Origin of the sequence: Nitrospira sp. SG-bin1 (genome assembly GCA_002083365.1) — a bacterium.
In the GTDB taxonomy this organism is placed as follows: Bacteria; Nitrospirota; Nitrospiria; order Nitrospirales; family Nitrospiraceae; genus Nitrospira_D.
The window spans coordinates 1-21,675 of record LVWS01000011.1 but is presented as its reverse complement, the minus strand read 5'-3'; the positions used below and the strand labels follow the sequence as shown (position 1 = coordinate 21,675).

Here is a 21,675-nt window from a genome sequence, read left to right as displayed (position 1 = left end):
TCGTCTTTTACACAGAGAAGATTACATCACCGAGAGGGACCCGCCCTGTAACGCACTGATTCCATGGTGCTATATTTATTTCTCGGGGTACCCTACCATGTTGATCATGAGCGGTCTGCATGTAGCATTTGTGTTCTGGTGCAGATCAATGGAACCGCCGGCTGATCGCCATGGTTTGAGTCGATTCATTTCTTGGCACACAAAGATCTCCTCACAGCGACCCGATTTCCCATCGCGGAACATGGCTGAACTCGCAAACGCTTACTCCATCTGAGTCTTTCGACCTACTGGCAGGACCATCTTAACATTCACCCGGAAAGACGTTTATGAGATAATCATCGCATGGTCCTCAAGCGCTGGCTCGTCGGAGATCCACTTAAGACCGCCCAAGCAAGACACGAACGGCTCTCTAAAACCATCGCCCTAGCCATCTTCTCATCGAATGCCATTTCGTCCGTCGCTTATGCGACCGAAGAAATTTTGCTGGTATTGGTGCTCGCAGGGGCCGCTGCGGTCGCCTGGTCGATCCCAGTCAGCCTCGCCATTCTCTTCCTCGTCGTGGTCCTGACGATTTCCTATCGCCAGATCATTTATGAATATCCGGAGGGAGGTGGTGCATACGTCGTCGCAAGATCCAATTTAGGCGACCGGCCCGCCCTGGTCGCGGCAGCAGCACTGATGATCGACTATGTGTTAACTGTCGCCGTCAGCGTCGCAGCTGGTATTGCAGCGCTCACCTCCGCAATCCCCAGTCTGTATATCCATCGGGAGGCCTTGGGCCTTGTCGCGATTCTGTTCATCATCGTGATGAATCTGCGCGGAGTTCGCGAGTCCGGCAAGTTTTTCGCCGTTCCGACCTATTTTGCCATAGGAGGATTGGGCCTGCTTGTCATAGCGGGTACAATTCGGTCTCTCTCGAATTCCGGCGAGATCCCTCCCATCGCTAATCCGGTCGAGACAGAAACCCTTACTCTGTTTTTAGTTCTCCGCGCCTTTGCTGCTGGCTGTTCAGCGGTCACCGGTATGGAAGTCATTTCGAACGGAGTCAAAGCGTTTCGTCAGCCTGAATCCAATAATGCCGCCACCACCATGGTCTGGATGTCGACCATCCTGGCCTCACTGTTCATGGGTATCAGCTGGATGGCTTATCATTATGGCATCCTCCCCAAGTCTGATGAGACGGTGGTCTCCCAACTGGCCCGACTGACATTCGGCACGGGGGCGGTCTACTACGCCATCCAGATCGGTACCATGGCGTTGTTGGTCTTGGCTGCGAACAGCGCCTTTGCCGGGTTTCCTCATCTGTCCTCGATCCTTGCGCGTGATGGATTCATGCCTCACCAGATGGCGACCTTCGGCGATCGCCTGGTCTTTTCGAACGGCATCATCATCCTTGGATTCTTCGCCTGCCTTTTGCTGGTGCTGTTCCAAGGCGATACGCACGCATTGATTCCCTTGTATGCCATCGGCGTGTTTGTGTCTTTTACGCTCTCGCAAGCCGGCATGGTGAAGCGATGGTTGGTTAAAAAGGGACCGCACTGGCAGACTAAATTGATCGTCAATGGGGCCGGCGCCCTGACCACCGGCATCGCGACCATCATTATCGCGAGCACCAAGTTTATGCAGGGCGCCTGGATCGTTTTTGTACTGGTGGCCATTCTTCTCCTCATGTTTCAGGGAATTCGCTCTCACTATAAAGCTGTCACCGAACAAATCGCGCTGGATCGTCGAGGAGAACGTCCTCCGTTGCCGAGGCGCAATATCGTCATTATTCCCATTAGCGGTTTAAATCGTGCCGTGGTTCGTGCGTTGGACTATGCGCGCAGCCGACCAGGTGAAATCCGCGCCGTCTTCGTCGATGTTGATCCCGAAGAAAGCGCCAAAGTCAAAATCCAGTGGGCTCAATGGGGAGGAGGCGTAAATTTAATCGCCCTTTCCTCCCCATACCGTTCAGTCCTGGGATCGTTACTGGATTATGTCGAAGAATTGCTCGAAAAAGACCAGAATACCTGGGTAACGGTAGTAATCCCCGAGATCCTTCCCGCACGGTGGTGGCAGAGCATCCTTCATAACCAACGGGCTTTGATGCTCAAAGCCGCACTCCTCTTTAAAGACCGGGTGATTCTCATTGATGTTCCTTATCACCTCACCAGGTGACCGTGCCACATCAACCATCGGATATCACGCTTCACACATGTCTCTTTAGATTCCTCGTTTCCCTGCTTGTCCTATGTTTTTGCCTTAGCCTGCCACTGCATGTCCTGGCCTTCAAAATCACGGAACCTGCGGAAGAAGCCACGCTCGCGGGGGGAAGCACGGTCACTGTACATGTCGATCTTGGGAGGAATGCGGGCATCGTCAAGGTCCGTTACTATTGGTATGGCGACCAGGACGAAGTGTTGGTCGAACAGGATGACTCGACGGCCACCGGCTCCATCGTCGCGCCGGTCGCGATGGTGAGCTCAGCCGAACAGGAACCCGCCTTTGGAGGCTCACTGCAAGTGCCGCTGGACGGCATTGGACCGATGCGTCTGCTGGCAGTGGCCGAAATCTCCCGTGGCCGCTTGGAGGCCCGCTCTGTCTTCGATGAAATCATCGTAAAGGTAGTCCCTTCCGCCGCTCTCACGGCCATCGATTTTGAAACAGAGAAGCCGTTGCAACTCGGCAGAGCCGGGCAGTCCTCCGCATTCGGACACGTGGACTCACTCGGCAAGGTTTTCGAACTTCCCGTCGTTGCGGACTTCACCGATGGCGTCAGCCGGCGCATCAGCACGCCGGCCACTGGCACAGCCTACGAGTCTTCCAATCTGAACGTCATCAAGATTTTGCCGGGGGGCTTGCTGCAAATTGTCGGGAACGGCAAGGCCACTATCACCGTCGCGAATTGCGGAAGGCACGCATCATTGGATGTAGATGTCAATGTGAACGCCGAACCGAATGAACCACCCCTCGCCGACGCAGGGACGAATAAAGTGGTCAAAGCCGGATCTCGGGTGAAACTGAGCGGACTCAAGAGCCGTGACCCGGAAGGCGAAGCACTCTACTATAGTTGGAGCCAAGTGCGGGGCAGCAAAGTCTCGCTGCTCGACGCTAATAACTCAGAAGCCTCCTTCCTCGCCCCGACCGTCTCAGAGCCGCGAACCTATCGATTTAAGTTGCGTGTGACGGACAAAAAAGGTGCAGACAGCTTGCCGGCATTTGTAGACGTGACGGTGGAGCCGTAGACTGATGAAGAATCCCTCGTGAACTTATGCAGCCTCTGATTAGGATAGCATCAATAGTGATCCCATTTTTGTTGGGATAATAGGACCGTATGCTTCCAATTAATTTTAACAACCGCCTAATGAAATGATGCGCGTTAAAAATGGGAAGAGATTACCAAGGAGGCTTTGGGAAGCTCCTTGAAGTGCCTCCCGAGGGCTATTTCTTTTTTCGTACGTTCTTTCGAATCCATTTGGCCAACTCATCCTTACCCATTTCGCCAGCAGCACTCTGAAGAGTCGCTCTAGTCCTTTGGAATCAGGAAGTTCCTCAATTCCATTGACTTTGGAGAAAGACAAGAGTGGACAGAACCGCTGCCCGCTTGTTTCCATCCACAAATGGATGATTCTGGGCGAGGTGGAACATGTAGGCAGCTGCCATTGCGGGAAGACAGAGTTGTTTTGCGGGTTCCGTAAGCCGTGGCGTAGAGAGAACGACACCGCTCACGCTTCACTGGCTCGCGTGGTTGTTCGACCTGTCGCTAATCGGTGGGCTGCACCGCTCTGGAGTGGTGATTCTTCTGGCAGACAGGAGCCGACACGACGGTGTGGGGTTTGTTACCCGCTTAAGCGCCCTGTTTTCCCTTGCCTCTCGCAACCAGGGCGATCACCTGAAACAGTTTCTCGACTCGGGCTTTGTATTGATTCATAAATTGAGCGGTCCACATCTTGTTGTATTCGATGGCGGCACTCTTCTTCATGCCTGCATCCTTTTCACCAAGCGGTGAGGAATAGTGCGCGATGAGACGATCCAGCTCATCTTCGCCAAAGCCTTTCGAATACGCATGTTTGAGATGGTCATGGAGCGTTTCGACCTGCCCGATCGATTTTCTGATGTCCTGCAAGAATGCGTCAAGAAGTCGTTCGACTTCCTTCTTTTTTTCACCGGTCAGGTCGGGATAGGTGCTCGCGACGGATTTTCTAATCTGCTGCTCGTATTCGCCGATGTATTTTTGAGTGAGTGACTCATATTCAGACTCGAGTTCTGAGACTTTGATGAGCGTCAGCAGTTTCTCAACCTTGATGGCTTTGGCGTTTTCAATGGCAGCCGCGTCTCCCACGATAATCAGACCGGAAACCAGCGTCGCGAGGCACCACCCCATCATTGGAACCGATGTCGTATCATGCGTGGTCTTGAGCGTGCGCATAGTTCTCACCTCTTGCCGTCGAGTCTACATCCTACGGAGTGATCGTCAAGGAATATGGAATGTTCGATCGGCAAGGGTTGCTCAACTCTCCTGAGGTGGAGGTTGATTGATAGGACGATCCGTCCGCGTACAGCGTTGAGAGCGCCCATCCACTCGTCAACGTTCTTTTCGGCGGAAGCACAAAAGATGAGATCACCGGCGGATCAGGCTTGACTCAGTCGCATCGGTCCGTAGGTTCGGCGGGCCTGATGGAGCTCCTTCAGGTGTTTCCGCAACGCCGGACTGAAAATGGATCGATGTACTTCTCTTCTGAATCGCTCACTTTCCCGTTCGACCTGATCGATGATGTGCGTCAGCTGACCGACCAGGCGTCGCCCCGATCCCGTGAGCCACCCGAGATGGTGATCGGCATAATGGAGATCCTGCAGCGAGTACCGGACGGACGCGACTTCCTCCAAACAACGGAACTGCGCTCGCTGCAGGTCACAGCCTGTCAGACCGGCTTCTTTCCATCTTGCCGTCCCTCCTCGTCCGGTCGCCCACGACGAAAGATGTAGGAATAATAGCGCGCCCATCGCAAAGGTGAAGGTCGCGTGAAGAATCCCGCGCAATGGCCGGAGGCTCCGCCGCCACGGTGAGTAGAAGATCTGCTGGTGATGGTCGCCACGATACATGACATGCTTGCGCAGCAGAAGATTCAAGTGGTGATGGCTGTTTTCATGGATCAGATCGTCGATCAAATCGAGATTGCCGCGGTCGAAACAGTTGATGAATGACAGTCCAGGTCGGTGCCGATAGCTGAAACTGACCACCCCATCGGCCTGAAGCGGGATAAGACGGGTCGTGAACAATCCCAGGAGCGCATGCCCTTCCGGCCAAGCGAGACGGATCGTCCGCCAAGCACGGGCAATCCTGGCGACCTGACGCGGCTCGGTGGGCCTAATCGTCTTCGGTTGACGATTTTTCCCATAGACGAGGGTCGGACCGACGGTGACGGGATCGTGGTCGCCTTGAATGGCGACTTCGGGGTGATGGTACGTCCATTTCCATGGTTCTGCAGAAGCCGACCAGATGGGTGAAACGATCTTGCCGGCCTTCACGGTAATGCCGGTCGGCTCCACCCGAAACACGACACGTCCGGCCGATTGGCGCGCCGCTCGTTGCACGTCACTTGGCGCTTGGCACCAGGCTCCGGTCATACCGACCGCGACCGTTCCGGAAGGCTCCCCCCGTTCGACATGGTCCGACAGCGTTCCTGGCACGTCCCACCGCCCGACCTTGTGCTGACGACACCATTTCACCGGCAACGTCGGATCCAACCACAGGGACTCCTGGCCCAATTCCCGTGCCAACTTCCGGCACAGCGCGATCAGCCGCTTCTCCATTCCGCTCGCTTGAGGCCGGCCCGTTGGGAAGAGATCATCCAGATAGCCGTGTTCAAAAAACTTTTCCCCACATTCGTCGAAGAACTGCGCCGTAAAATCCGGCCGGTCACGCTCAACCTTCCACTGTTTGAGCACGTCCAAGAGGTAGACGAGATCATTGAGCGTCTCGATCCATCCCACCAGTTTCCAGTCGGAATAGGCCTGCAATGCCAGGCTTGAGTGGAGGTAGTCGAAGAAACCGGTCGGCAGCCCGAATTCTCCGGCCAGATCGGCATGGTCGGCGTGCAGCTCTCGACACAAATCGACAAACAGCCGACGCATCGAGAGGCGAAACTCATCTCGTAGTTGCGTGAGCTGTGGCACATCGAGAAGGAGCATGGCGGAACCACTGCGTGAACGGTGCTGGGAGAGGACTCTAACGTAGCGACAAAAGCGGCGCAAGCCCAAGCCGCGCAACTCATGCTGTCTTACAGCCAGGCGGGAGATCATACGCCTCTTCCTCGTTCTACGCAGACTCTCGCGCTCGAGAATGCCTTAATGCTCTTGCGCGTTTGTTCGGCGAATCGTACAGTGGTTCACGAAAGGCACTCATTCTTTCAACGCGCCAAGCTATGGACAAATCGGCAATCAGAGACATAAGCGAAGAACGTAGCCGTCTACAGGCCGCTATTGGATGTCGCTCACGATGATGACTGTGTCCGACTTGTCTCATGTCCTCGCTGAGGTGTCTGCAGCCCTGCGTGGGGGGTGGATCCAGAAAATTCATCAACCCACCGCGCGCACGGTGATCCTCGATGTCCGCGTACCAGGGCAAACCCATCGTTTGCTGATCTCCTGCGAAGGGGGCACGGCCCGTCTGCACATGACGAACCGATCGCACCCCAATCCCCCCACGCCTCCGCCGTTCTGCCAATTCCTGAGGGCCCATGTTCAGGGAGCCAGACTGGACGACATTCGTCAGATGGGGCATGATCGGATCGTTGAGCTCCAGATCACCGGCAGGGATGGCCCGCGCACGCTCGTCTGTGAATTGACCGGCAAAACAGCCAATTTCCTGGTACTCGATGCCGAGCGACGTCACCTCCGCGATCTCGGCAACCAACGCCATCTCGTCGGCCACCCTTATCTTCCGCCGACCCCTCGCGTCACGGGACATGATGGAGCACCGGCTCGATTCGCCGGAGTTCCCGACGCCCCGTTCCCCATCTCGGCGGCACTCGACGACTACTATCAGAACCAAGACACGGCCCGATCGGCCGCTCAGGCCAAAGAAACTCGCATGCGATTACTGAAAAAAACACTCAAGAAGGATCTGCGATTGATCGAAGCCTGGCGCAGCGACCTCTCGAAGGCCGCAGCCTATCGTGACTATGCTCGGTATGGGGAATTGATCAAGGCCAACCTCGGTACGATCACGAAAGGCAGTGATCATATCGAGCTCACGGATTATTTCGATGACACGCTCCCCGTCATCACAATTCCCCTCGACGCGATGAAATCATCCCGGGAGAATATGGACGAGTATTTTCGCAAACATCGCAAATTTCTCGCCGCGCAACGCGAACTCAAACCGCGCATCGAACAAGCGGAGCGCGGAGTAGACCGTCTGCGCCAGGAGCTCAAGGATATCGAGCAAGGAACTTGGACTCCTCCGGTAATACCTACACGTTTGAACTTAACATTCAACAAGGATCATGGCGCCGGGGACCAGCGACGAGGTCCGTTTCGTCGGTTTACCTCGACCGATGGATTTCCCATCTTTGTCGGACGCAATGCCCGGGAAAATGACGAGCTGACATTCGATCTGGCCAAGAGTGAAGATCTTTGGCTGCACGCGCGCGGTACACCGGGCTCACATGTGGTCGTCCGGCTGGATAAAGGAACAGAACCTCCGCCTGAAACTCTCCGTGACGCCGCGACGCTGGCCCTGCTCTATAGTGATCTGAAGAAAAGCGGCAAAGGCGAGGTGATGTACACCAGACGCAAGTGGGTGAAGAAAGCAAAGGGCCAGGCACCGGGAGCCGTCGTGGTGACTCAGGAAAAGTCGCTGCACGTGAGTCTCGATAAGAACCGGCTAGAGGCACTCAAAAGCCGAACCTCTTAGAGCGCTCCGCCACCAATTGGTTGAAACGGCAGGTCGGTGAGTCAAAGCGGACCGACGGCCTCCCACGTTCAGGGCGACCCGACTGGTCCAGTCCGAACGGACTCGCCTCACCGATACGGTCAGCTTGTTCAAAGTATTGGGTGGAGGGTGGGAATGACAACGACAATGTCATCGACAAAACGACAGACCTCATGTTGGTGAAAATGGAAGTTTTCCTCGCCCCGTGACCTGTTCAGCACTATGATGAGGATGGGGGAACTACCATGGACGGTCAGCCGAAGAGACAGGCGGGAGAATCAGCACAAACCATTCTAGTCGTCGACGATGAACGTCCGGTCGTCCAGTTCTGCGCCACTCTGCTGAAAGAGGCAGGATTCATGGTACTCGAAGCCGACGGCAGCTCGGAGGCCCTCAAGCTCTGCACGCAACACAAAGGACCGATCGATCTGCTTCTGACAGACCTCGTGCTGCCTCCGCCGGGTTTTCAACTCGTCTCAATGTCCAACCAATTCCCGCACGTCAACGGCCATGAATTGGCGGTTCGCGCCAGCAAGATCCGGAGCGGTCTTCGTATCATTCTCATGTCGGGGAATCCTGACAGGGATCTGGCCAACCATGGCATCAAGCGGGGCACGCTCCCCTTTTTGGCAAAACCGTTCGAGCGTGACCGCCTCATCAGCCTTGTCAAAAACGTGCTCGCACAGCCGGCGCCGACGCTTGCGGTGGAAACGCGAGCCCGTGCAGCGAACGATACCGACTGGTTCGGTTAGCCATCCTCCCACCCTAGTCATGTTCCGTCATGAACCATCCGGCGATCGATAGCCGCCGATGCTGGCCAGCCGTAAAGTCCACGCGGCAGACCCGATGGAATCGAGGAACGGTAAACATCACCAGCGATCCTGGCCGAGGTTCGATACAGTGGGTCGGCGTGAGGTTGGCTTGCCCCCCGCTGCGATCCGTTCGTCGTTCATAGATGATCAATTCTCCGCCCCAATCAGGCTGCCACTCCTCATGGAAGTAGGTGACGACGGCAATTCGCCGCTGCGGCGCTCGGCGTCCTTGAACCACCCGACCCTGATCCGTGTCGTCATGCGTCAAGAGACAGTCGCCGGCTGCATACGAGTAATAGCTGAATCCCACGTGGCGCCCGATGATATTCGGGAACGATTCGATATAGTCACGAATGCAGGGCAGCTGTAATCGCGACAGAAACCGCGGACCTTCCTCAGGACCGATGTCCGCTTTCGCCCAGTTGCCCGAATTCGGAAAGTCTTCCCGCACATGCGGCAGATCGGACAGGCTTTTCCACGAAGCCTGATTCATCTTCTCCCGAAAGAACTGCCGCTCCTCCGGCGACCAAAAGTTCTCGACCACCGCCACCGGGTTCCTGTGGAGTGAGAACGTGTGTAGATCAGCCGGCCTTATCTGGGATTGCACAACACTCATATCTCTCTGCGGTACTTGTGGGACGCACGTATCATCCGTCTGATTGCATTATCCACCTATTCAGCGCGCAAAAAAAGAAGGGGTTGCCATGGACCATGGCAACCCCTCTCCATTCTGCATGCTGGACTATTTCAACTACCAGCGATCGCGCTTTCCACCGCCTCCGCTTCGACCGCCGCCACCAAATCCACCACGCCCCCCGCCGCCGGCACGCGGTTCTTGAGGACGTGCTTCATTGACTGTCAAGGTCCGGCCACCCATCTCCGATCCATTGAGGGCCGTAATCGCAGCTTGAGCCTCGGAATCCGAGGACATCTCCACAAAGCCGAATCCACGGGATTGGCCGGTAAACTTATCCGTAATGATCCGCGCCGACGCGACCGCGCCATGCGCTGCGAATAAGTCACTCAATTGCTGCTCGGTCGCCGAATAGGGCAACCCACCGACATAAATCTTCGAACCCATCGGGGTTCCTCCTTTAAAATAATGACATTGTCTTGAGCACGAGGAACGGGGAAGGAGCGGGCCGAAGACGCGAACAGTGCAGCGACTTAGGTCTGACTTCCGACAAGATTCCCGGACAAGGCAACATCGGCATTGTGGGTCTCCTCTGAATAGACGCTCAGTATCGTCGAGACCCAGGGCGACACGAGCCGCTCATACCCTAGCACAGAGCCCTTTGGATTACAACCTCACTCCCCGACTCGAACCAGGAGCCCTTGATCCTTACAATAGGCCACCGTCCGGTAGAACCAGGCCACCACTCCGACCAGCAACACCGCGTTCAGACCGACGGCCCATGCAAGCTCTCCGATGGGTGGGCTGCCGGTACCCAAGACCGTTCGCATTCCTTCAAAAATGTGTGCGGCCGGGTTCGCCAACGCGATCATCTGCAGCCATTTAGGCAACACTTCCATGGGATAAAAGACACAGGAGATCGGCTGAAAGAGAAACACCATGCTCCAGGCAAGCACTTCGGCTTCCTGTCCGAACCTCATGATGAGCGACGTCGTGAACACGCCGATGATCCAACCGGTAATGACCAAATTGAGCACGAAGGGCAACAGCCATGCCCCGATGATCAGGAGGTTATACGAATAAAACAGGAGGGCACAGCCGGCCATGACGATCGAGACGATCGTCACCTTCATCACGCTCATCGCCATCGTGGCGGCCAGAAACTCGCTCGGCTTCAGCGGGCTGGCGAACAGATTCATCAAGTTGCGGGCCCAGAGTTCTTCGAGAAAGGAAATCGTAATCCCCTGTTGCGATCGGAACAGCATGTCCCAGAGAATCAACGCCCCCAAAAAAAACGTGACGAATCCCGGAACCTGGCTCTGATAGCGGGCTAAATAGAGGGTGATGAACCCCCAGATCACGAGATCCAGGAACGGCCAATAGAAAATTTCCATGATGCGGGGCAAACTGCGCCGATAGAGGTACAAATGCCTGACGATCAAGGCCGTGACGCGGTGCAGTTTCATCGGTACGTCTCATGATCATGTCCATCCTGACAGCCTCCGCAGCCCCGATGCGCGCCAAGAAGCTCCTCCATGAGATGCCGCGCCCCCGCAGCCAGGTGCGTGCCCGCCCGTTGTCCGTCCGGCATCCGTCGTAACCACAATCCTGCCAGTACCGTCGGCATTCCCAAAAGTCCCACTGCGAACACAGGCGTCATTCGTTCAAGTCCTCCAACCCACCACACCAGGGCGATCGCCAACGCAAGCGGCACAAGCCCTCCCACCACGCTCATGAAGACCATGCGCCACCCGCAGGTTCGCCGACTCAGACCGACCAGGCTGATCGTCAACCAGAAGAGACCCCACGCCGCGCTCAGGGCGAGCCCTCCGGTAAAGAATCCGGCACAGCCGTTCAGCAAGACCTCTGTCACAACGACGACTCCCCCTGTTCTCGTGCGAATTTCAAGAAGACCTCTTCCAAATCCGCCTTCCCGAATCGGTTGATAATGTCCTGCGCCGTTCCCTCCGCCACGATCCGACCGCGCTGAAGAAAAATAATGCGATCCGACATTTCCTCCATTTCACGCATGTTGTGCGACGTGTAGAGAATGCTCAGCCCGGATGCGTGCCGTTCCTGTTTGAGCAAGGCTCGGATCTTGTGGGCGATATCGGGGTCCAAACTCGCCGTCGGCTCGTCCAGAAAGAGGATGCGCGGTTCGGTGAGAAACGCTTTTGCCAAGGTCAATCTCGTCATCTGGCCGGACGACAGTTTGCGGGTAATCTTGTTCCGGAACTCTTCCATCTCCAGTTTCTTGACGATGTCGTTCACACGCCGAGGCATATCCGACATCCCGTAGAGCCGCCCGACGACCCATAGATTTTCTTCCACCGTAAGCGCCTGGGGCATGGAGATGTACGTGGACGAAAAATTCACCTGCTGCAGAATCTCCTCGCGATACGTGGAAAGGTCCAGACCGAACATATGGATGGAACCCGCCGTCGGAGTGACGAGTCCCAACAGCATCTGAATCGTGGTGGTTTTCCCGGCTCCGTTCGGTCCCAAGAGACCCAGGATTTCTCCTGGCCTGATCTCGAACGATACTCCATTGACGGCGGTGAAGTCGCCGAAGCGTTTGGTGAGACCGGAGGCTTTCAGGACTGGAGTGGCCATGGCGGTGAACGTGTTCGGTCGATCAGCAGACTGGTACAGTACAATGTTCGCACTTCCAGCACAGTCGTTGTACCATCACGAAATCCATCCCGATCCTCCGCAGGAGGTCCAACCTGTCAGTCGAATAACAAGGTGTCGCTGATTTTTTCCGGAAGGTGGCACGTCTCGCATTTGCGGTCCAATGTTTTCCCGCCGTGCTGCGTCCTCCCATCATGGCAGCGAAAACAGTCACCGAGCGCCCTGGCTCTGAGGTAGGAACCATCCGGATGAGCCGGATACCAAGGTTGACTGTCGGCCGAAACATGCCCGCGTGGAATGACGATCGGATATCCCTTGATCGGTTCATCATGCACGACCCCCGCATGGCACGTCGTACAGCCTTCATCTCGTCCACGCGTCTTGAAGGCTTCCATATGTTGGCGATGGCCCATGATCAAGCCCACCTCCTTCACCGGAGAGGGGAGATCACGCGGCGCCGTTTCGGACACGCGAAGGATATGCCTGTGACAACTGAGGCAGACTCCGGAATCCACCTTCGCCTTGAGATTGTGAGCATCGGTCGGGGTGCCAAAGACAAAGATCGCCGCATCCTTGACCCCGGCCAAGACCTTGTCGGACCACCAGCCTTGCACGCCGGGCCGGACATGGCATGCCACGCAGGTGATTTCCTTATGGGACGACCTGGCCCAGCTCTCATACGCCGGGGCGACCGTGTGGCATCCTGCGCAGAATGTCGGCTGATCCGTCAGCGGGATCGCGGTCCCAACCAGAGCGATCGCTCCGATCACGAGCGTCAGCACCGGCGTGGCCTTAGACGTCCAGTTCATGCTCCCGGCGTCTGAGAGGGAACTGCTTGATCAAGAGGGCGGCGACTCCGGCCACATCGTCCAGATGGAGCACGGTCACCGGAAGATCGATCGGCTTGTCGGAGACCACCGCTAAGAGACCGTCGGACGAGTACGAAATCTCACCGAGCTGATCACGAACGATGATGACTTTCGGATACCCTTCGCTTTTCCACCCTTCGGCGATGATGAGGTCGTAGGAAGCGTCCAAGAATCGATCGCGTACTTCCTCCACCTTCAGCTGTTCGGACACATCGGCAAACAGCGCGAGGCTGCCCTTCGACACCACCACGACGCTGCTGGCTCCGGCACGTTTATGGCGCCAGCTGTCCTTTCCTTCCGTATCAAGATCGAACCCGTGGCCGGCATGTTTCACCGTCGCCACGCGGTACCCGGCCTTGACCAACTCGGGTATGACGCGTTCGATCAACGTCGTTTTCCCGCTGTTCGACCGACCGATAAACGAAACGATGGGGATAGACATACCGTGACCGTTGAGATATTGCTGATCAACAACAGGAGAGACGATGTTCACCGCTCTGTTGATGTTCGATGGAGTGAGGCCATGCTTCACCGTTCAACAACTGAACCGAGACCTCATCGCCGGGATTCAGCTTTTCGACTTCGACCGGCACATCGATGAGGCAATTGGCCTTGACCATGGACGTCAGAATACCGGAACCCTGATCTCCGGTCGTCCGAACCTTGAATAGTCCATCTTCCCTCGTGAGGATGCCGCGCAGAAAATGCCGCCGGTCGCTCCGCTTGGAGAACCGTTCTTGAAAAACGGCCTGCACCACCGGACGTCCGTAACTCCGGCACCCGCTCATTTTGAGTAACGCCGGTCGCACCAATTGTTCGAAGGTGACCATCGACGAGACCGGATTGCCGGGAAGACCGAACGCGAGTTTGCCCTGGATCTTCCCGAAGGCCACCGGCTGACCGGGGCGAATGGCGAGCTTCCAAAAGTTCATCTCGGCGCCGAGCTCACGGAACACCGCTTTGGTGAAATCATAGTCGCCCATCGAGACCCCGCCGGACAACACCAGAATGTCGGCGTTCAATCCCTGCGAGATCTTCTCCTTGAGCGCCATCGGCGTATCCCGCGCGATACCGAGCAAGAACGGGATGCCACCCGCTTCCTGCACGGCCGCGGCGATCCCATAGCTGTTTGAATTGATGATCTTCTCCTCGCTGAGTCGCTCGTCCAAGTCGGCCAACTCGTCACCGGTCGACAGGATCGCCACCCGTGGCCGCTGGTACACAAACACCAACGACTTCGCCAGTATGGCCAACATCCCGACCTCGCCGGGTCGGACCCTGGTTCCTTTCGCGATGATACAGTCCCCTTTCTTGACATCCTCTCCCTGCGGCCTGATGTTGGCGCCCTTCGGTTCCGTTTTGAAGACTCGAACGGAATCGGACGTCGGCTCCGTGTCCTCAACCTTCAGAACCGTATCCGCTCCTCTTGGAATCGGCGCTCCGGTCATGATCCGAATCGCGTGACCGGCACCGACGGTCTTGGACGGCATGGTCCCGGCGGGAACGTCCTCGATGATCGAGAGCGTGACCGGCTTCTGAATGGCGTGCTCCTGCTTGATATCCTCCCATCTGACGGCAAACCCATCCATGGCTGAATTGTCCCACGGAGGATTATCGCGCTCGGCGACGATATCCTGGCCCAGGACACGGTCCAAGGCGTCGAGAATCGAGATTTTTTCCAGACCCAACACCGGCGCGGCGTCGAGGACGACCTTTTGCGCATCGTGAAGCTGAGTCAATCCGGTCATGGCATCCGCTGTTTTCACTGACCGACTCCTTTCAGCGGGTCTGCCGTCCGCCCCGCTTTCAGCAATGAGGCGCCCTTTTTACAGAACGCTTCCACCTGATTCGCGATACGGTGGTAGGCTTCCGCCGTCGGCGTGTCAGAGTTGAACAGCGCAAAGGGCTCACCCGCGTCGGACTGTGTGACCACGTCCGGGTCGAGCGGAATCCGTCCCAAAAACGAGACGCCCATGTCGAGCGCCGACGCTTCCCCGCCGCCCTTCCGGAAGACGTCGATGTGCGTATGGCAATGCGGACACTCCAATCCGCTCATGTTTTCCACGATCCCGATGATCGGCACCTCGCTGTCCTTGCAAAAGGTGACTGATTTCCTGGAATCGAGCAGCGCCACTTCTTGCGGCGTGGTCACGATCACGGCACCGCTCACCGTGCCGAGCAAATCGATCGTCGTGACCGACTCGTTTCCGGTGCCCGGCGGGAGATCGATCAACAGGAAGTTCAAATCCTGCCAGTCCACTCCACCGAGGAGTTGATTGATGAACTCATACTTGTAGGCATCGCGCCAAATGATGGGATCGTCGGAGTTCTGCAGGAGAAACGACATCGAGGCGATCTTCAAATTGTAGGCTTGGAAGGGAATGATCCCGCCTGAGGTGCTGATCTTGAGCTTCTGGCCTTCCGCGCCGACCATTTTGGGAATGTTGGGGCCGTGAATGTCCATGTCGCAGATCCCGACATGCCAACCTTTGAGCGCCAGGCTCACCGCGATGTTCGTGGTGCAGGTGCTCTTCCCCACGCCGCCCTTATTGCTCATGATGAGCACTTTGTGCTCGATGCGCGCCATCCGCTTGGCGACCAGCCACCGGCTATGCCCTTCCTTATCCTTTTGGCACCGCTCGGTTTCGTCGCAGATGGCGCAAGCCCACATGTACGTGCAGGCATCCCCGCTTCCATTGGGACTGTTGATGACATTGAGTTCACGTGCCATGAGATTTCTTTTCTCCGACTATTTCAGTCGCTCGCCTTCGTCGTTAACGGGGTCGGCCTCCGGGAACTGCGACATAGTCGTCACCCGAGGCATTCGGCATCGCCATGCCTGACGCGGCGCCTCCGGCACCCACTCCGGCCATGGCGACGGTCGGCACCCCAGCTTGAGGACTCTCCACGGATGGTTTCTTGCCAAATACTTTCGCGCCGAAAATGCCCACCCAGTAGAGAAGAAACATCGGGCCGGCCATCAGCGTCTGATTGAACGGATCCGGCGTGGGAGTCAAAATCGCGGCGATCACGAACGATCCCAACAACGCCCACTTCCAATACTGGACCAGGAACGGCGCATCGACCCAGCCCAACTTGGCCATGAGGGTGATGGCCAACGGGACCTCAAAGATCAATCCGAAGACCGTCAGGAACCACAGGGCAAACCCGACGTACTGAGCGATCGAGATCTGCGGCACGAATCCGGCGTTCACGCCGTACGAAATCAAAAAATTGAGGGCGAAGGGAAGGACGAAGAAAAACGAGAACCCGACCCCTGCGTAGAACGCCAACGTGCTCACACAGACGAACGGCGCGACAAACCGCCGCTCCTGCGCGTGAAGTCCCGGAACGACGAATCGCCAAACCTCAAACAAGAGATACGGCATGGCGACCACGACGGCGAACAGTCCGGCCACTTTGACGTTCTGCCACAGCGCCTCCGCGGGGGCCAGGAAGACAAACGGCACGGTCGGCAGATCGGTGGGTTCCCACGTCAGCTTGCTGGGCACGAACATATTCTGGAGCGGAACCCGCAGCCACTTGACCAGCGCGTCGGCATAAAAAAACGTCCCCATGAAGATGACTGCCAGGACGATCACCGCGCGCGTGAGCCGGACCTGGAACTCCACCAGGTGTTCCATGACCGGCATCTTTTTATCTTCCAGCGGCTTGAAGATCGAATCTTGCAGCCACCGGTTCAGTTTATTCAGCACAGAGCCTCGTAAGTATTGGAATCTGTCGACCCGACGATCCGACGATCGGGTTTGCCGGAATCGACAGATCGACGACTGTCCCTGTGCTCCTTACTTCGGGTTGATCGCCACAAACAGGCTGTTGCCCTGGCGATTGACCAACAACACGGCCAGTTCGTCTTTCTTGATCTTCTCCGCGGCCTTTTGGTAGTCGCCGAGCGTCTTGATCGGCTCGTGATTGACTTCTTGGATCACGTCACCACGCTGAAGGCCGGCCGCCTCAGCCGGTCCACCCGGCTCCACCGAGGTGATGACGACGCCGACCGTCTTCGCGGAAATGTTCAACTGGCTCATTAACGCATTGTCCAGCGTTTGGACGCGCAACGACGCGAGCACATTGTCCGGAAGCTTCATCGTTTCTCCCGCTTCCTTCGGCGGCGCCGTTTCTTTCTTGGCCAGCATTTCATCCGACGGACGTTCGGCCACCTTCACGGTGATCATTTGTTCTTTTCCGTCGCGCAAGACCTTGACCAGCGCGTCTTTTCCCACCACGGTTCGGGCGACGAGGTTGCGCAGCTGACTGACGCTCTGCACTTCCTTGCCGTTGAAAGCCACGACGACGTCGCCGCGCTTCACACCGGCGGCATGGGACGGTCCGTTTTCATTGACGTCGCTGATCAACACGCCCTTCCGCTGCTCCGGCAGTTTGAACGACTTCGCCAAGGCCGGCGTGATTTCCTGAATCGCGACGCCCATCCACCCTCGCACGACTTTGCCGGTCTTCTGCAGACTGTCCACGATATCGAGCGCGATGCTGCTGGGAATCGCAAACCCGATCCCTTCCGACCCGCCGGTCCGCGAGAAGATCGCGGTGTTGATCCCGATCAACTCTCCGTTCATGTTGATCAGCGCGCCGCCGGAATTTCCAGGATTGATCGCGGCGTCGGTCTGAATGAAATCCTCATAGTCCGCGATGCCGACGTTCCCACGCCCAAGGGCGCTGATGATGCCGAGCGTGACAGTCGAACTCAGACCGAACGGACTTCCCACCGCCAGCACCAGGTCTCCTACCTGTAGCTTTTCGTACTCCGCCCATTTCAGCGACGGCAGATCCTTGGCCTCGATCTTGATGACCGCCAAGTCCGTCTTCGGATCGGTGCCGACCACCTTCGCCGTAAACTCGCGCCGATCGCTGAGCGTCACCGTGATCTGGCTGGCTCCCTCGACGACGTGATTATTGGTCACAATGAATCCGTTGGAGTCCAGGATGACGCCGGAGCCTGCACTCTGATCCGGACGGCCGTGCGGCGCAGGCGGACCATGCGGAATCGGCGGCGGCGTGGGCCCTTCTCCTCCCGGCTCATCCCCGGGGGGAGGAGGGGTTCCAAATGGGTTCGGAGGCATCCCTCGTCTGCGACTCCCTTCCCCGCCGCCCGTCACGGCGATGTTCACGACGGCAGGGGTGGTCTTTTTCACAATGTCCGAAAAGCCTTGCGCCCATGCTGGAGGGACCCCTGCGGCCGATGCGGATGACACGCATCCACTGCCGACAAGAGCCCACATAATCAGTCCGCTGCCGATAAGTAGCTTCCTCGCTTGCTGACTCCAGTTCGCCATAACGGAATTCCTCCAGGATGTGACTCTCATCGAGAGTGCGTTGGACACACAGGCATCTTTGGGGATTCAACACTTCATCTTACACCATGCCATCGATGAGCTTCAAAGAGGAAAAGTCTCTCCTATCAAGGTCCCGCCATGAGAGAAGTCTAATGGACATGTCTTCTCACCGCCTCACCGCCTAAAAGACATCCATGCCGCTCCTCCCTGCCGGACGGTTGCTTTCACCCGGATGTTTCCAGTACGGTGGCGGCGGTCACACCGCGATTCGGCACCATAGGTCAGGCCGTGATCCCCAAAAAACAGTTTCAGTGGAGTGGGTTGGTAACAAGGGCATGGATGGGGTGTGCGCTTCTCCTGTCGACCGCTTGCGCTAAACACCTCGAATTTCCCCCGCTGGGAGACCCGTTGCCGGCCACTGCCAAGCTGGACGTTCATTCATCGCTGAAAGACCTGACGCTGCGCTACAGCGATTCCTGCGGACAGCTGCAGGACATTCCGCTGGGAGACCGGCTTGAGGAAGCCATACGGGAAGGGATCCATCGCACGTTCAAAGGGACGGGCGACGAAGGCCCCGGCGACGCCTCCACGCCGGATTATGCCGTTCAGGTTGAGTTGGTGGATTCGTCGTTCGACCTCATCAAGGAGGCCTTGTACGATCGCGTCCCGGCGAACCTCCAACTCAACGCCATTGCCCGCATCTATGACCGAAAGGGGAACTTGCTCCGGCAAGCAGACATCAAGGTGGCCCGGCAGGAACGGTTACGACTCGAACAGCTTTCGAAAAACTGCAACTACATCATCGAACCCTTCATCCACGACACCGTCATCGATGTTGCAACCCGTGTCTCCCTGAATGCCAGACTGGCGGCCGGTGGCTCGGAGCCCATCGCATCGATGCATCCGAACCAGTCAGGACAATGGGGAGGGTCTTCGACTTCAACGTCGCCGGATCTTCAGTTCAAGGCGACACTCCTCGACGAAAACAGCGATCTCGTGTTCGAGGGTGGCGAGCATATCCGGGTACGGGTGGACGTCGTCAATACGGGAACGGCCGAGATCGAGAAGGCATCGGCCTCCCTCACCGGAACCCAACTGGTCATCGAACGGTTCCCCACGACCGTCTTGAGAATCCTGCCTCTGCAGCCGGGCCAGACGAAATCGCTGGAATTTGTCGCTACCTTGCCGCTGCTCGCACAGCCACAGCCGGCCGAGATTCGGGTTGCCGTGGAGGAGCATAGTGGGGTCGCGCCCCCGCCTCAAACACTTTCCTTCACGATTGCTCCAACCGGATCCAGAGGGGACAATATCGATCAGGTCCCGGCGCAGACAGCAGGAGTCTGGCACTCAAACACCTCTGTGATTGCCGTCGGCCTCAGTTCCTATCTCGACCCTCGGATGCCGTCCCGCAAGTATGCGTCACATGACGCAGACATCGTCGCCGCCTATTTTCAGGCGCTCGGCGGCGTCCCTCCGTCCAACATCCGGCTGTTGCACAACCAGAAGGCCCTCCGAGCCGATCTCCATGAGGCGTTCTTCGGTTGGCTCCCACAACATGCCGCTCAGGATGCCGTCGTGATCGTCTATTTTTCAGGACAGGCGCTGGTGACACCCACCGGTGACATCATGCTGGTGCCTTATGATGGCAGTGCGACGGACTCGGCCCGACTCTACCCGCTCACCGACCTGGAGTCGGCCTTCGCCAGGCTCAAGGCCAAACAGGTCCTCTTCTTGTTCGACGGGATGGTGACCAGATTGCGCGGCGAGGCGAAGGGAAAAAGCGTTTCACCCAACTGGGACCTCGGTGGAGGCAATGCGATTGGCTTGATCGGGGGCGACGACTTGACGAAGGGGCTGGAAGACGACCAGCACCGCCACGGCCTCTTCACCTACTACCTCTTGAAGGGACTCCGAGGCGAGGCTGATACCAACCGCAACGGCACCGTCACATTCGGAGAGCTCGCCGGTTACGTGCGCCAAAAAGTCGCTTGGGCGGCGAAGACTCAGTTTAACCAGGAGCAACGGCCTCTGCTGCTTCCCCCGCTCAAGCCGGACGACCCAGCCGCCTCGCTTGTCCTGACCGCACTTCCTTCGCTTACCTCTTCTGAAGCGCCCTAATCCGCACGATTCATAATGGTTCGCTGGCAAGTGGCTCAACCGTTCACTGCACTTCCTATCTCGGCAGGCCAATCGTCACGGCACCTGTATAGACAATAACCATTGTACCAAGGTCATGTTTGCAGAATGGGTAAAACAATGGTATATTTACTACCATGAAAACAACCATCGATACTGCTGGTCGTCTGGTGATTCCCAAGGAACTGCGGCGGGAAGCAGGACTACAGCCAGGCGCCGAGTTGGAGATCCGCTGGAGACAGGGACTAATTGAAATCGAGCCGGCACCGCTCCCTGTCAAGCTGAAGAAACGTGGTCGGTTTCTTGTTGCGATGCCGGATCATCCGGTCGAGCAACTCACGAGCGAGACCGTCGAGCGGACACGCCGACAACTGATCCGCGACAGAGCAACCTCCTAGCCCCATATGGGTAGTTTTCTCCCCGACACCAGCGTCATGGTCGCCACGGTGTGCACCTGGCATGAGCACCATGAGCGAGCCATTACGGAGATGGAGCGCCGACTTGCGGAGCGGGAATCCCTGGTCATCGCCACGCCAACCCTGATCGAGGCCTACGCAGTACTCACCAGACTCCCGCCGCCCCATCGACTGTCGCCGCAGGACGCGATCACTCTGATCGAGACCAGTTTTCTCGACGTCGGAACACTCGTAGCCTTGGACAACAAAGCCTTTCGGCCGCTGCTCCGAGACGCCGCCCACCACGACATAGCTGGCGGTCGGACCTATGATTGGGTGATCGCAGCTTGTGCAAGAGCTGCGCGCGTGAAGACCTTACTCACCTTCAATACGCGGGACTTTCTAAGCTTTCGCCTGGACGGCATCGACATTCGTACCCCCTAAACGCCGAAACAGAACTCCTGTTCTACTCCACAAACTCACGATCACAAAGTACCGCCACCTCTTCACCTACTACCTCTTGAAGGGACTCCGAGGCGTGCCTGGGCGGCCAAGACTCAGTTCAATCAGGAGCAACGGCCCTTGCTGGTTTCACCGCTCAAGCCGGATGACCCAGCCGCCTCGCTCGTCCTGACCACACTTCCTTCGCTCGCCTCATCTGAATCGCCCTAATTCGCGTAATCCGCACAGTTCGCCGGCAAGCGGTTCACCTACATAGCTCGCACCTACTCGGCAGTCCGATCGTCATGGCCAATAAGGCAATACGCAGGGGGCCCCTTGGTGATTCCCTGTGCTTACGCAACGCAACGCGCCAGAACCCATCGAATTTCCACATTACAGGACAGGCGATGAACGTTGAACGCCCGGACGATGGGAAAGCGCCAAGCCTGCTCGTCCAATACAATTACTAGGGTAATAGGTGTGCAAACACGCTTTATGAGCTACCCCCGATTCCGTGGACACTGAGTTAA

At 57.3% G+C, this 21,675-nt stretch carries 20 protein-coding genes; 7 read left to right on the top strand and 13 right to left on the bottom strand.

What is annotated here, in order from left to right; all coding sequences use genetic code 11:
• Nucleotides 1–342: 342 nt before the first annotated feature.
• The gene (locus tag A4E19_15120; GenBank protein ID OQW36656.1) at nt 343–2,157 is read left to right on the top strand and encodes an amino acid permease; all 1,815 of its coding nucleotides are present in this window, start codon (nt 343–345) and stop codon (nt 2,155–2,157) included.
• Nucleotides 2,154–3,224: a hypothetical protein gene (locus tag A4E19_15115; GenBank protein OQW36655.1), complete on the top strand. Its 1,071-nt coding sequence runs from the start codon at nt 2,154–2,156 to the stop codon at nt 3,222–3,224. Before A4E19_15120 ends, A4E19_15115 begins: the two co-directional genes overlap by 4 nt.
• A 602-nt stretch (nt 3,225–3,826) precedes the next feature.
• Here A4E19_15115 and A4E19_15110 read toward each other — a convergent pair.
• Complete coding sequence (locus A4E19_15110; GenBank protein ID OQW36654.1) at nt 3,827–4,408, bottom strand: hypothetical protein; 582 nt, start codon at nt 4,406–4,408, stop codon at nt 3,827–3,829.
• Nucleotides 4,409–4,611: 203 nt separating this feature from the next.
• Nucleotides 4,612–6,171: a hypothetical protein gene (locus A4E19_15105; GenBank protein ID OQW36653.1), complete on the bottom strand. Its 1,560-nt coding sequence runs from the start codon at nt 6,169–6,171 to the stop codon at nt 4,612–4,614.
• Nucleotides 6,172–6,466: 295 nt separating this feature from the next.
• Here A4E19_15105 and A4E19_15100 point away from each other — a divergent pair, with 295 nt between their 5' ends.
• On the top strand, nt 6,467–7,897 hold the full coding sequence (locus tag A4E19_15100) for a hypothetical protein (protein ID OQW36652.1): 1,431 nt from the start codon (nt 6,467–6,469) through the stop codon (nt 7,895–7,897).
• A gap of 263 nt (nt 7,898–8,160) precedes the next feature.
• Nucleotides 8,161–8,667: a hypothetical protein gene (locus A4E19_15095; protein ID OQW36651.1), complete on the top strand. Its 507-nt coding sequence runs from the start codon at nt 8,161–8,163 to the stop codon at nt 8,665–8,667.
• Nucleotides 8,668–8,680: 13 nt separating this feature from the next.
• On the opposite strand, the gene A4E19_15090 is transcribed toward A4E19_15095, so the two are convergent.
• The 11 genes from A4E19_15090 to A4E19_15040 all read right to left on the bottom strand — a co-directional run bounded on the left by A4E19_15090 (nt 8,681) and on the right by A4E19_15040 (nt 18,173).
• Nucleotides 8,681–9,277, bottom strand: a complete 597-nt coding sequence (locus A4E19_15090) for a hypothetical protein (GenBank protein ID OQW36650.1) — start codon at nt 9,275–9,277, stop codon at nt 8,681–8,683.
• A gap of 201 nt (nt 9,278–9,478) precedes the next feature.
• Nucleotides 9,479–9,808: an RNA-binding protein gene (locus tag A4E19_15085; GenBank protein ID OQW36649.1), complete on the bottom strand. Its 330-nt coding sequence runs from the start codon at nt 9,806–9,808 to the stop codon at nt 9,479–9,481.
• Nucleotides 9,809–10,035: 227 nt separating this feature from the next.
• Nucleotides 10,036–10,827 carry an ABC transporter gene (locus tag A4E19_15080; GenBank protein ID OQW36648.1) on the bottom strand — a complete coding sequence of 264 codons (792 nt, stop codon included), beginning with the start codon at nt 10,825–10,827 and terminating at the stop codon, nt 10,036–10,038.
• Nucleotides 10,824–11,234, bottom strand: a complete 411-nt coding sequence (locus A4E19_15075; GenBank protein OQW36647.1) for a hypothetical protein — start codon at nt 11,232–11,234, stop codon at nt 10,824–10,826. Before A4E19_15075 ends, A4E19_15080 begins: the two co-directional genes overlap by 4 nt.
• On the bottom strand, nt 11,231–11,974 hold the full coding sequence (locus A4E19_15070; GenBank protein ID OQW36646.1) for an ABC transporter ATP-binding protein: 744 nt from the start codon (nt 11,972–11,974) through the stop codon (nt 11,231–11,233). The genes A4E19_15075 and A4E19_15070 overlap by 4 nt, the downstream gene beginning before the upstream one ends.
• A gap of 116 nt (nt 11,975–12,090) precedes the next feature.
• Nucleotides 12,091–12,801, bottom strand: coding sequence for a cytochrome C (locus A4E19_15065; protein OQW36645.1), 711 nt, complete (start codon nt 12,799–12,801; stop codon nt 12,091–12,093).
• The gene (locus tag A4E19_15060; GenBank protein OQW36644.1) at nt 12,785–13,303 is read right to left on the bottom strand and encodes a molybdopterin-guanine dinucleotide biosynthesis protein MobB; all 519 of its coding nucleotides are present in this window, start codon (nt 13,301–13,303) and stop codon (nt 12,785–12,787) included. The genes A4E19_15065 and A4E19_15060 overlap by 17 nt, the downstream gene beginning before the upstream one ends.
• A 25-nt stretch (nt 13,304–13,328) precedes the next feature.
• Nucleotides 13,329–14,627, bottom strand: a complete 1,299-nt coding sequence (locus A4E19_15055; GenBank protein OQW36643.1) for a molybdopterin biosynthesis protein MoeA — start codon at nt 14,625–14,627, stop codon at nt 13,329–13,331.
• Nucleotides 14,624–15,592: a N cytosolic Fe-S cluster assembling factor nbp35 gene (locus tag A4E19_15050; protein OQW36642.1), complete on the bottom strand. Its 969-nt coding sequence runs from the start codon at nt 15,590–15,592 to the stop codon at nt 14,624–14,626. Before A4E19_15050 ends, A4E19_15055 begins: the two co-directional genes overlap by 4 nt.
• A gap of 43 nt (nt 15,593–15,635) precedes the next feature.
• Entirely contained in the window at nt 15,636–16,577 is a 942-nt protein-coding gene (locus A4E19_15045) for a translocase (GenBank protein ID OQW36641.1), read from the bottom strand.
• 90 nt (nt 16,578–16,667) lie between these two features.
• Nucleotides 16,668–18,173, bottom strand: a complete 1,506-nt coding sequence (locus A4E19_15040) for a serine protease (protein ID OQW36640.1) — start codon at nt 18,171–18,173, stop codon at nt 16,668–16,670.
• Nucleotides 18,174–18,512: 339 nt separating this feature from the next.
• Here A4E19_15040 and A4E19_15035 point away from each other — a divergent pair, with 339 nt between their 5' ends.
• The 3 genes from A4E19_15035 to A4E19_15025 all read left to right on the top strand — a co-directional run bounded on the left by A4E19_15035 (nt 18,513) and on the right by A4E19_15025 (nt 21,148).
• Entirely contained in the window at nt 18,513–20,291 is a 1,779-nt protein-coding gene (locus A4E19_15035) for a hypothetical protein (GenBank protein ID OQW36639.1), read from the top strand.
• A 155-nt stretch (nt 20,292–20,446) separates the two neighbouring features.
• On the top strand, nt 20,447–20,707 hold the full coding sequence (locus tag A4E19_15030; GenBank protein OQW36638.1) for a hypothetical protein: 261 nt from the start codon (nt 20,447–20,449) through the stop codon (nt 20,705–20,707).
• A gap of 6 nt (nt 20,708–20,713) precedes the next feature.
• Nucleotides 20,714–21,148, top strand: coding sequence for a hypothetical protein (locus A4E19_15025; protein OQW36637.1), 435 nt, complete (start codon nt 20,714–20,716; stop codon nt 21,146–21,148).
• The last annotated feature ends 527 nt before the right edge of the window (nt 21,149–21,675 follow it).

What these genes read in the sequence shown, in the direction of transcription:
- A4E19_15030 (OQW36638.1), top strand. Translation starts at nt 20,447, where the DNA reads ATGAAAACAACCATCGATACTGCTGGTCGTCTGGTGATTCCCAAGGAA.
- A4E19_15040 (OQW36640.1), bottom strand. Translation starts at nt 18,173, where the DNA reads ATGGCGAACTGGAGTCAGCAAGCGAGGAAGCTACTTATCGGCAGCGGA.
- A4E19_15100 (OQW36652.1), top strand. Translation starts at nt 6,467, where the DNA reads ATGTCGCTCACGATGATGACTGTGTCCGACTTGTCTCATGTCCTCGCT.
- A4E19_15050 (OQW36642.1), bottom strand. Translation starts at nt 15,592, where the DNA reads ATGGCACGTGAACTCAATGTCATCAACAGTCCCAATGGAAGCGGGGAT.
- A4E19_15110 (OQW36654.1), bottom strand. Translation starts at nt 4,408, where the DNA reads ATGCGCACGCTCAAGACCACGCATGATACGACATCGGTTCCAATGATG.
- A4E19_15070 (OQW36646.1), bottom strand. Translation starts at nt 11,974, where the DNA reads ATGGCCACTCCAGTCCTGAAAGCCTCCGGTCTCACCAAACGCTTCGGC.
- A4E19_15080 (OQW36648.1), bottom strand. Translation starts at nt 10,827, where the DNA reads ATGAAACTGCACCGCGTCACGGCCTTGATCGTCAGGCATTTGTACCTC.
- A4E19_15120 (OQW36656.1), top strand. Translation starts at nt 343, where the DNA reads ATGGTCCTCAAGCGCTGGCTCGTCGGAGATCCACTTAAGACCGCCCAA.
- A4E19_15060 (OQW36644.1), bottom strand. Translation starts at nt 13,303, where the DNA reads ATGTCTATCCCCATCGTTTCGTTTATCGGTCGGTCGAACAGCGGGAAA.
- A4E19_15065 (OQW36645.1), bottom strand. Translation starts at nt 12,801, where the DNA reads ATGAACTGGACGTCTAAGGCCACGCCGGTGCTGACGCTCGTGATCGGA.
- A4E19_15105 (OQW36653.1), bottom strand. Translation starts at nt 6,171, where the DNA reads ATGCTCCTTCTCGATGTGCCACAGCTCACGCAACTACGAGATGAGTTT.
- A4E19_15025 (OQW36637.1), top strand. Translation starts at nt 20,714, where the DNA reads ATGGGTAGTTTTCTCCCCGACACCAGCGTCATGGTCGCCACGGTGTGC.
- A4E19_15085 (OQW36649.1), bottom strand. Translation starts at nt 9,808, where the DNA reads ATGGGTTCGAAGATTTATGTCGGTGGGTTGCCCTATTCGGCGACCGAG.
- A4E19_15095 (OQW36651.1), top strand. Translation starts at nt 8,161, where the DNA reads ATGGACGGTCAGCCGAAGAGACAGGCGGGAGAATCAGCACAAACCATT.
- A4E19_15035 (OQW36639.1), top strand. Translation starts at nt 18,513, where the DNA reads ATGGGGTGTGCGCTTCTCCTGTCGACCGCTTGCGCTAAACACCTCGAA.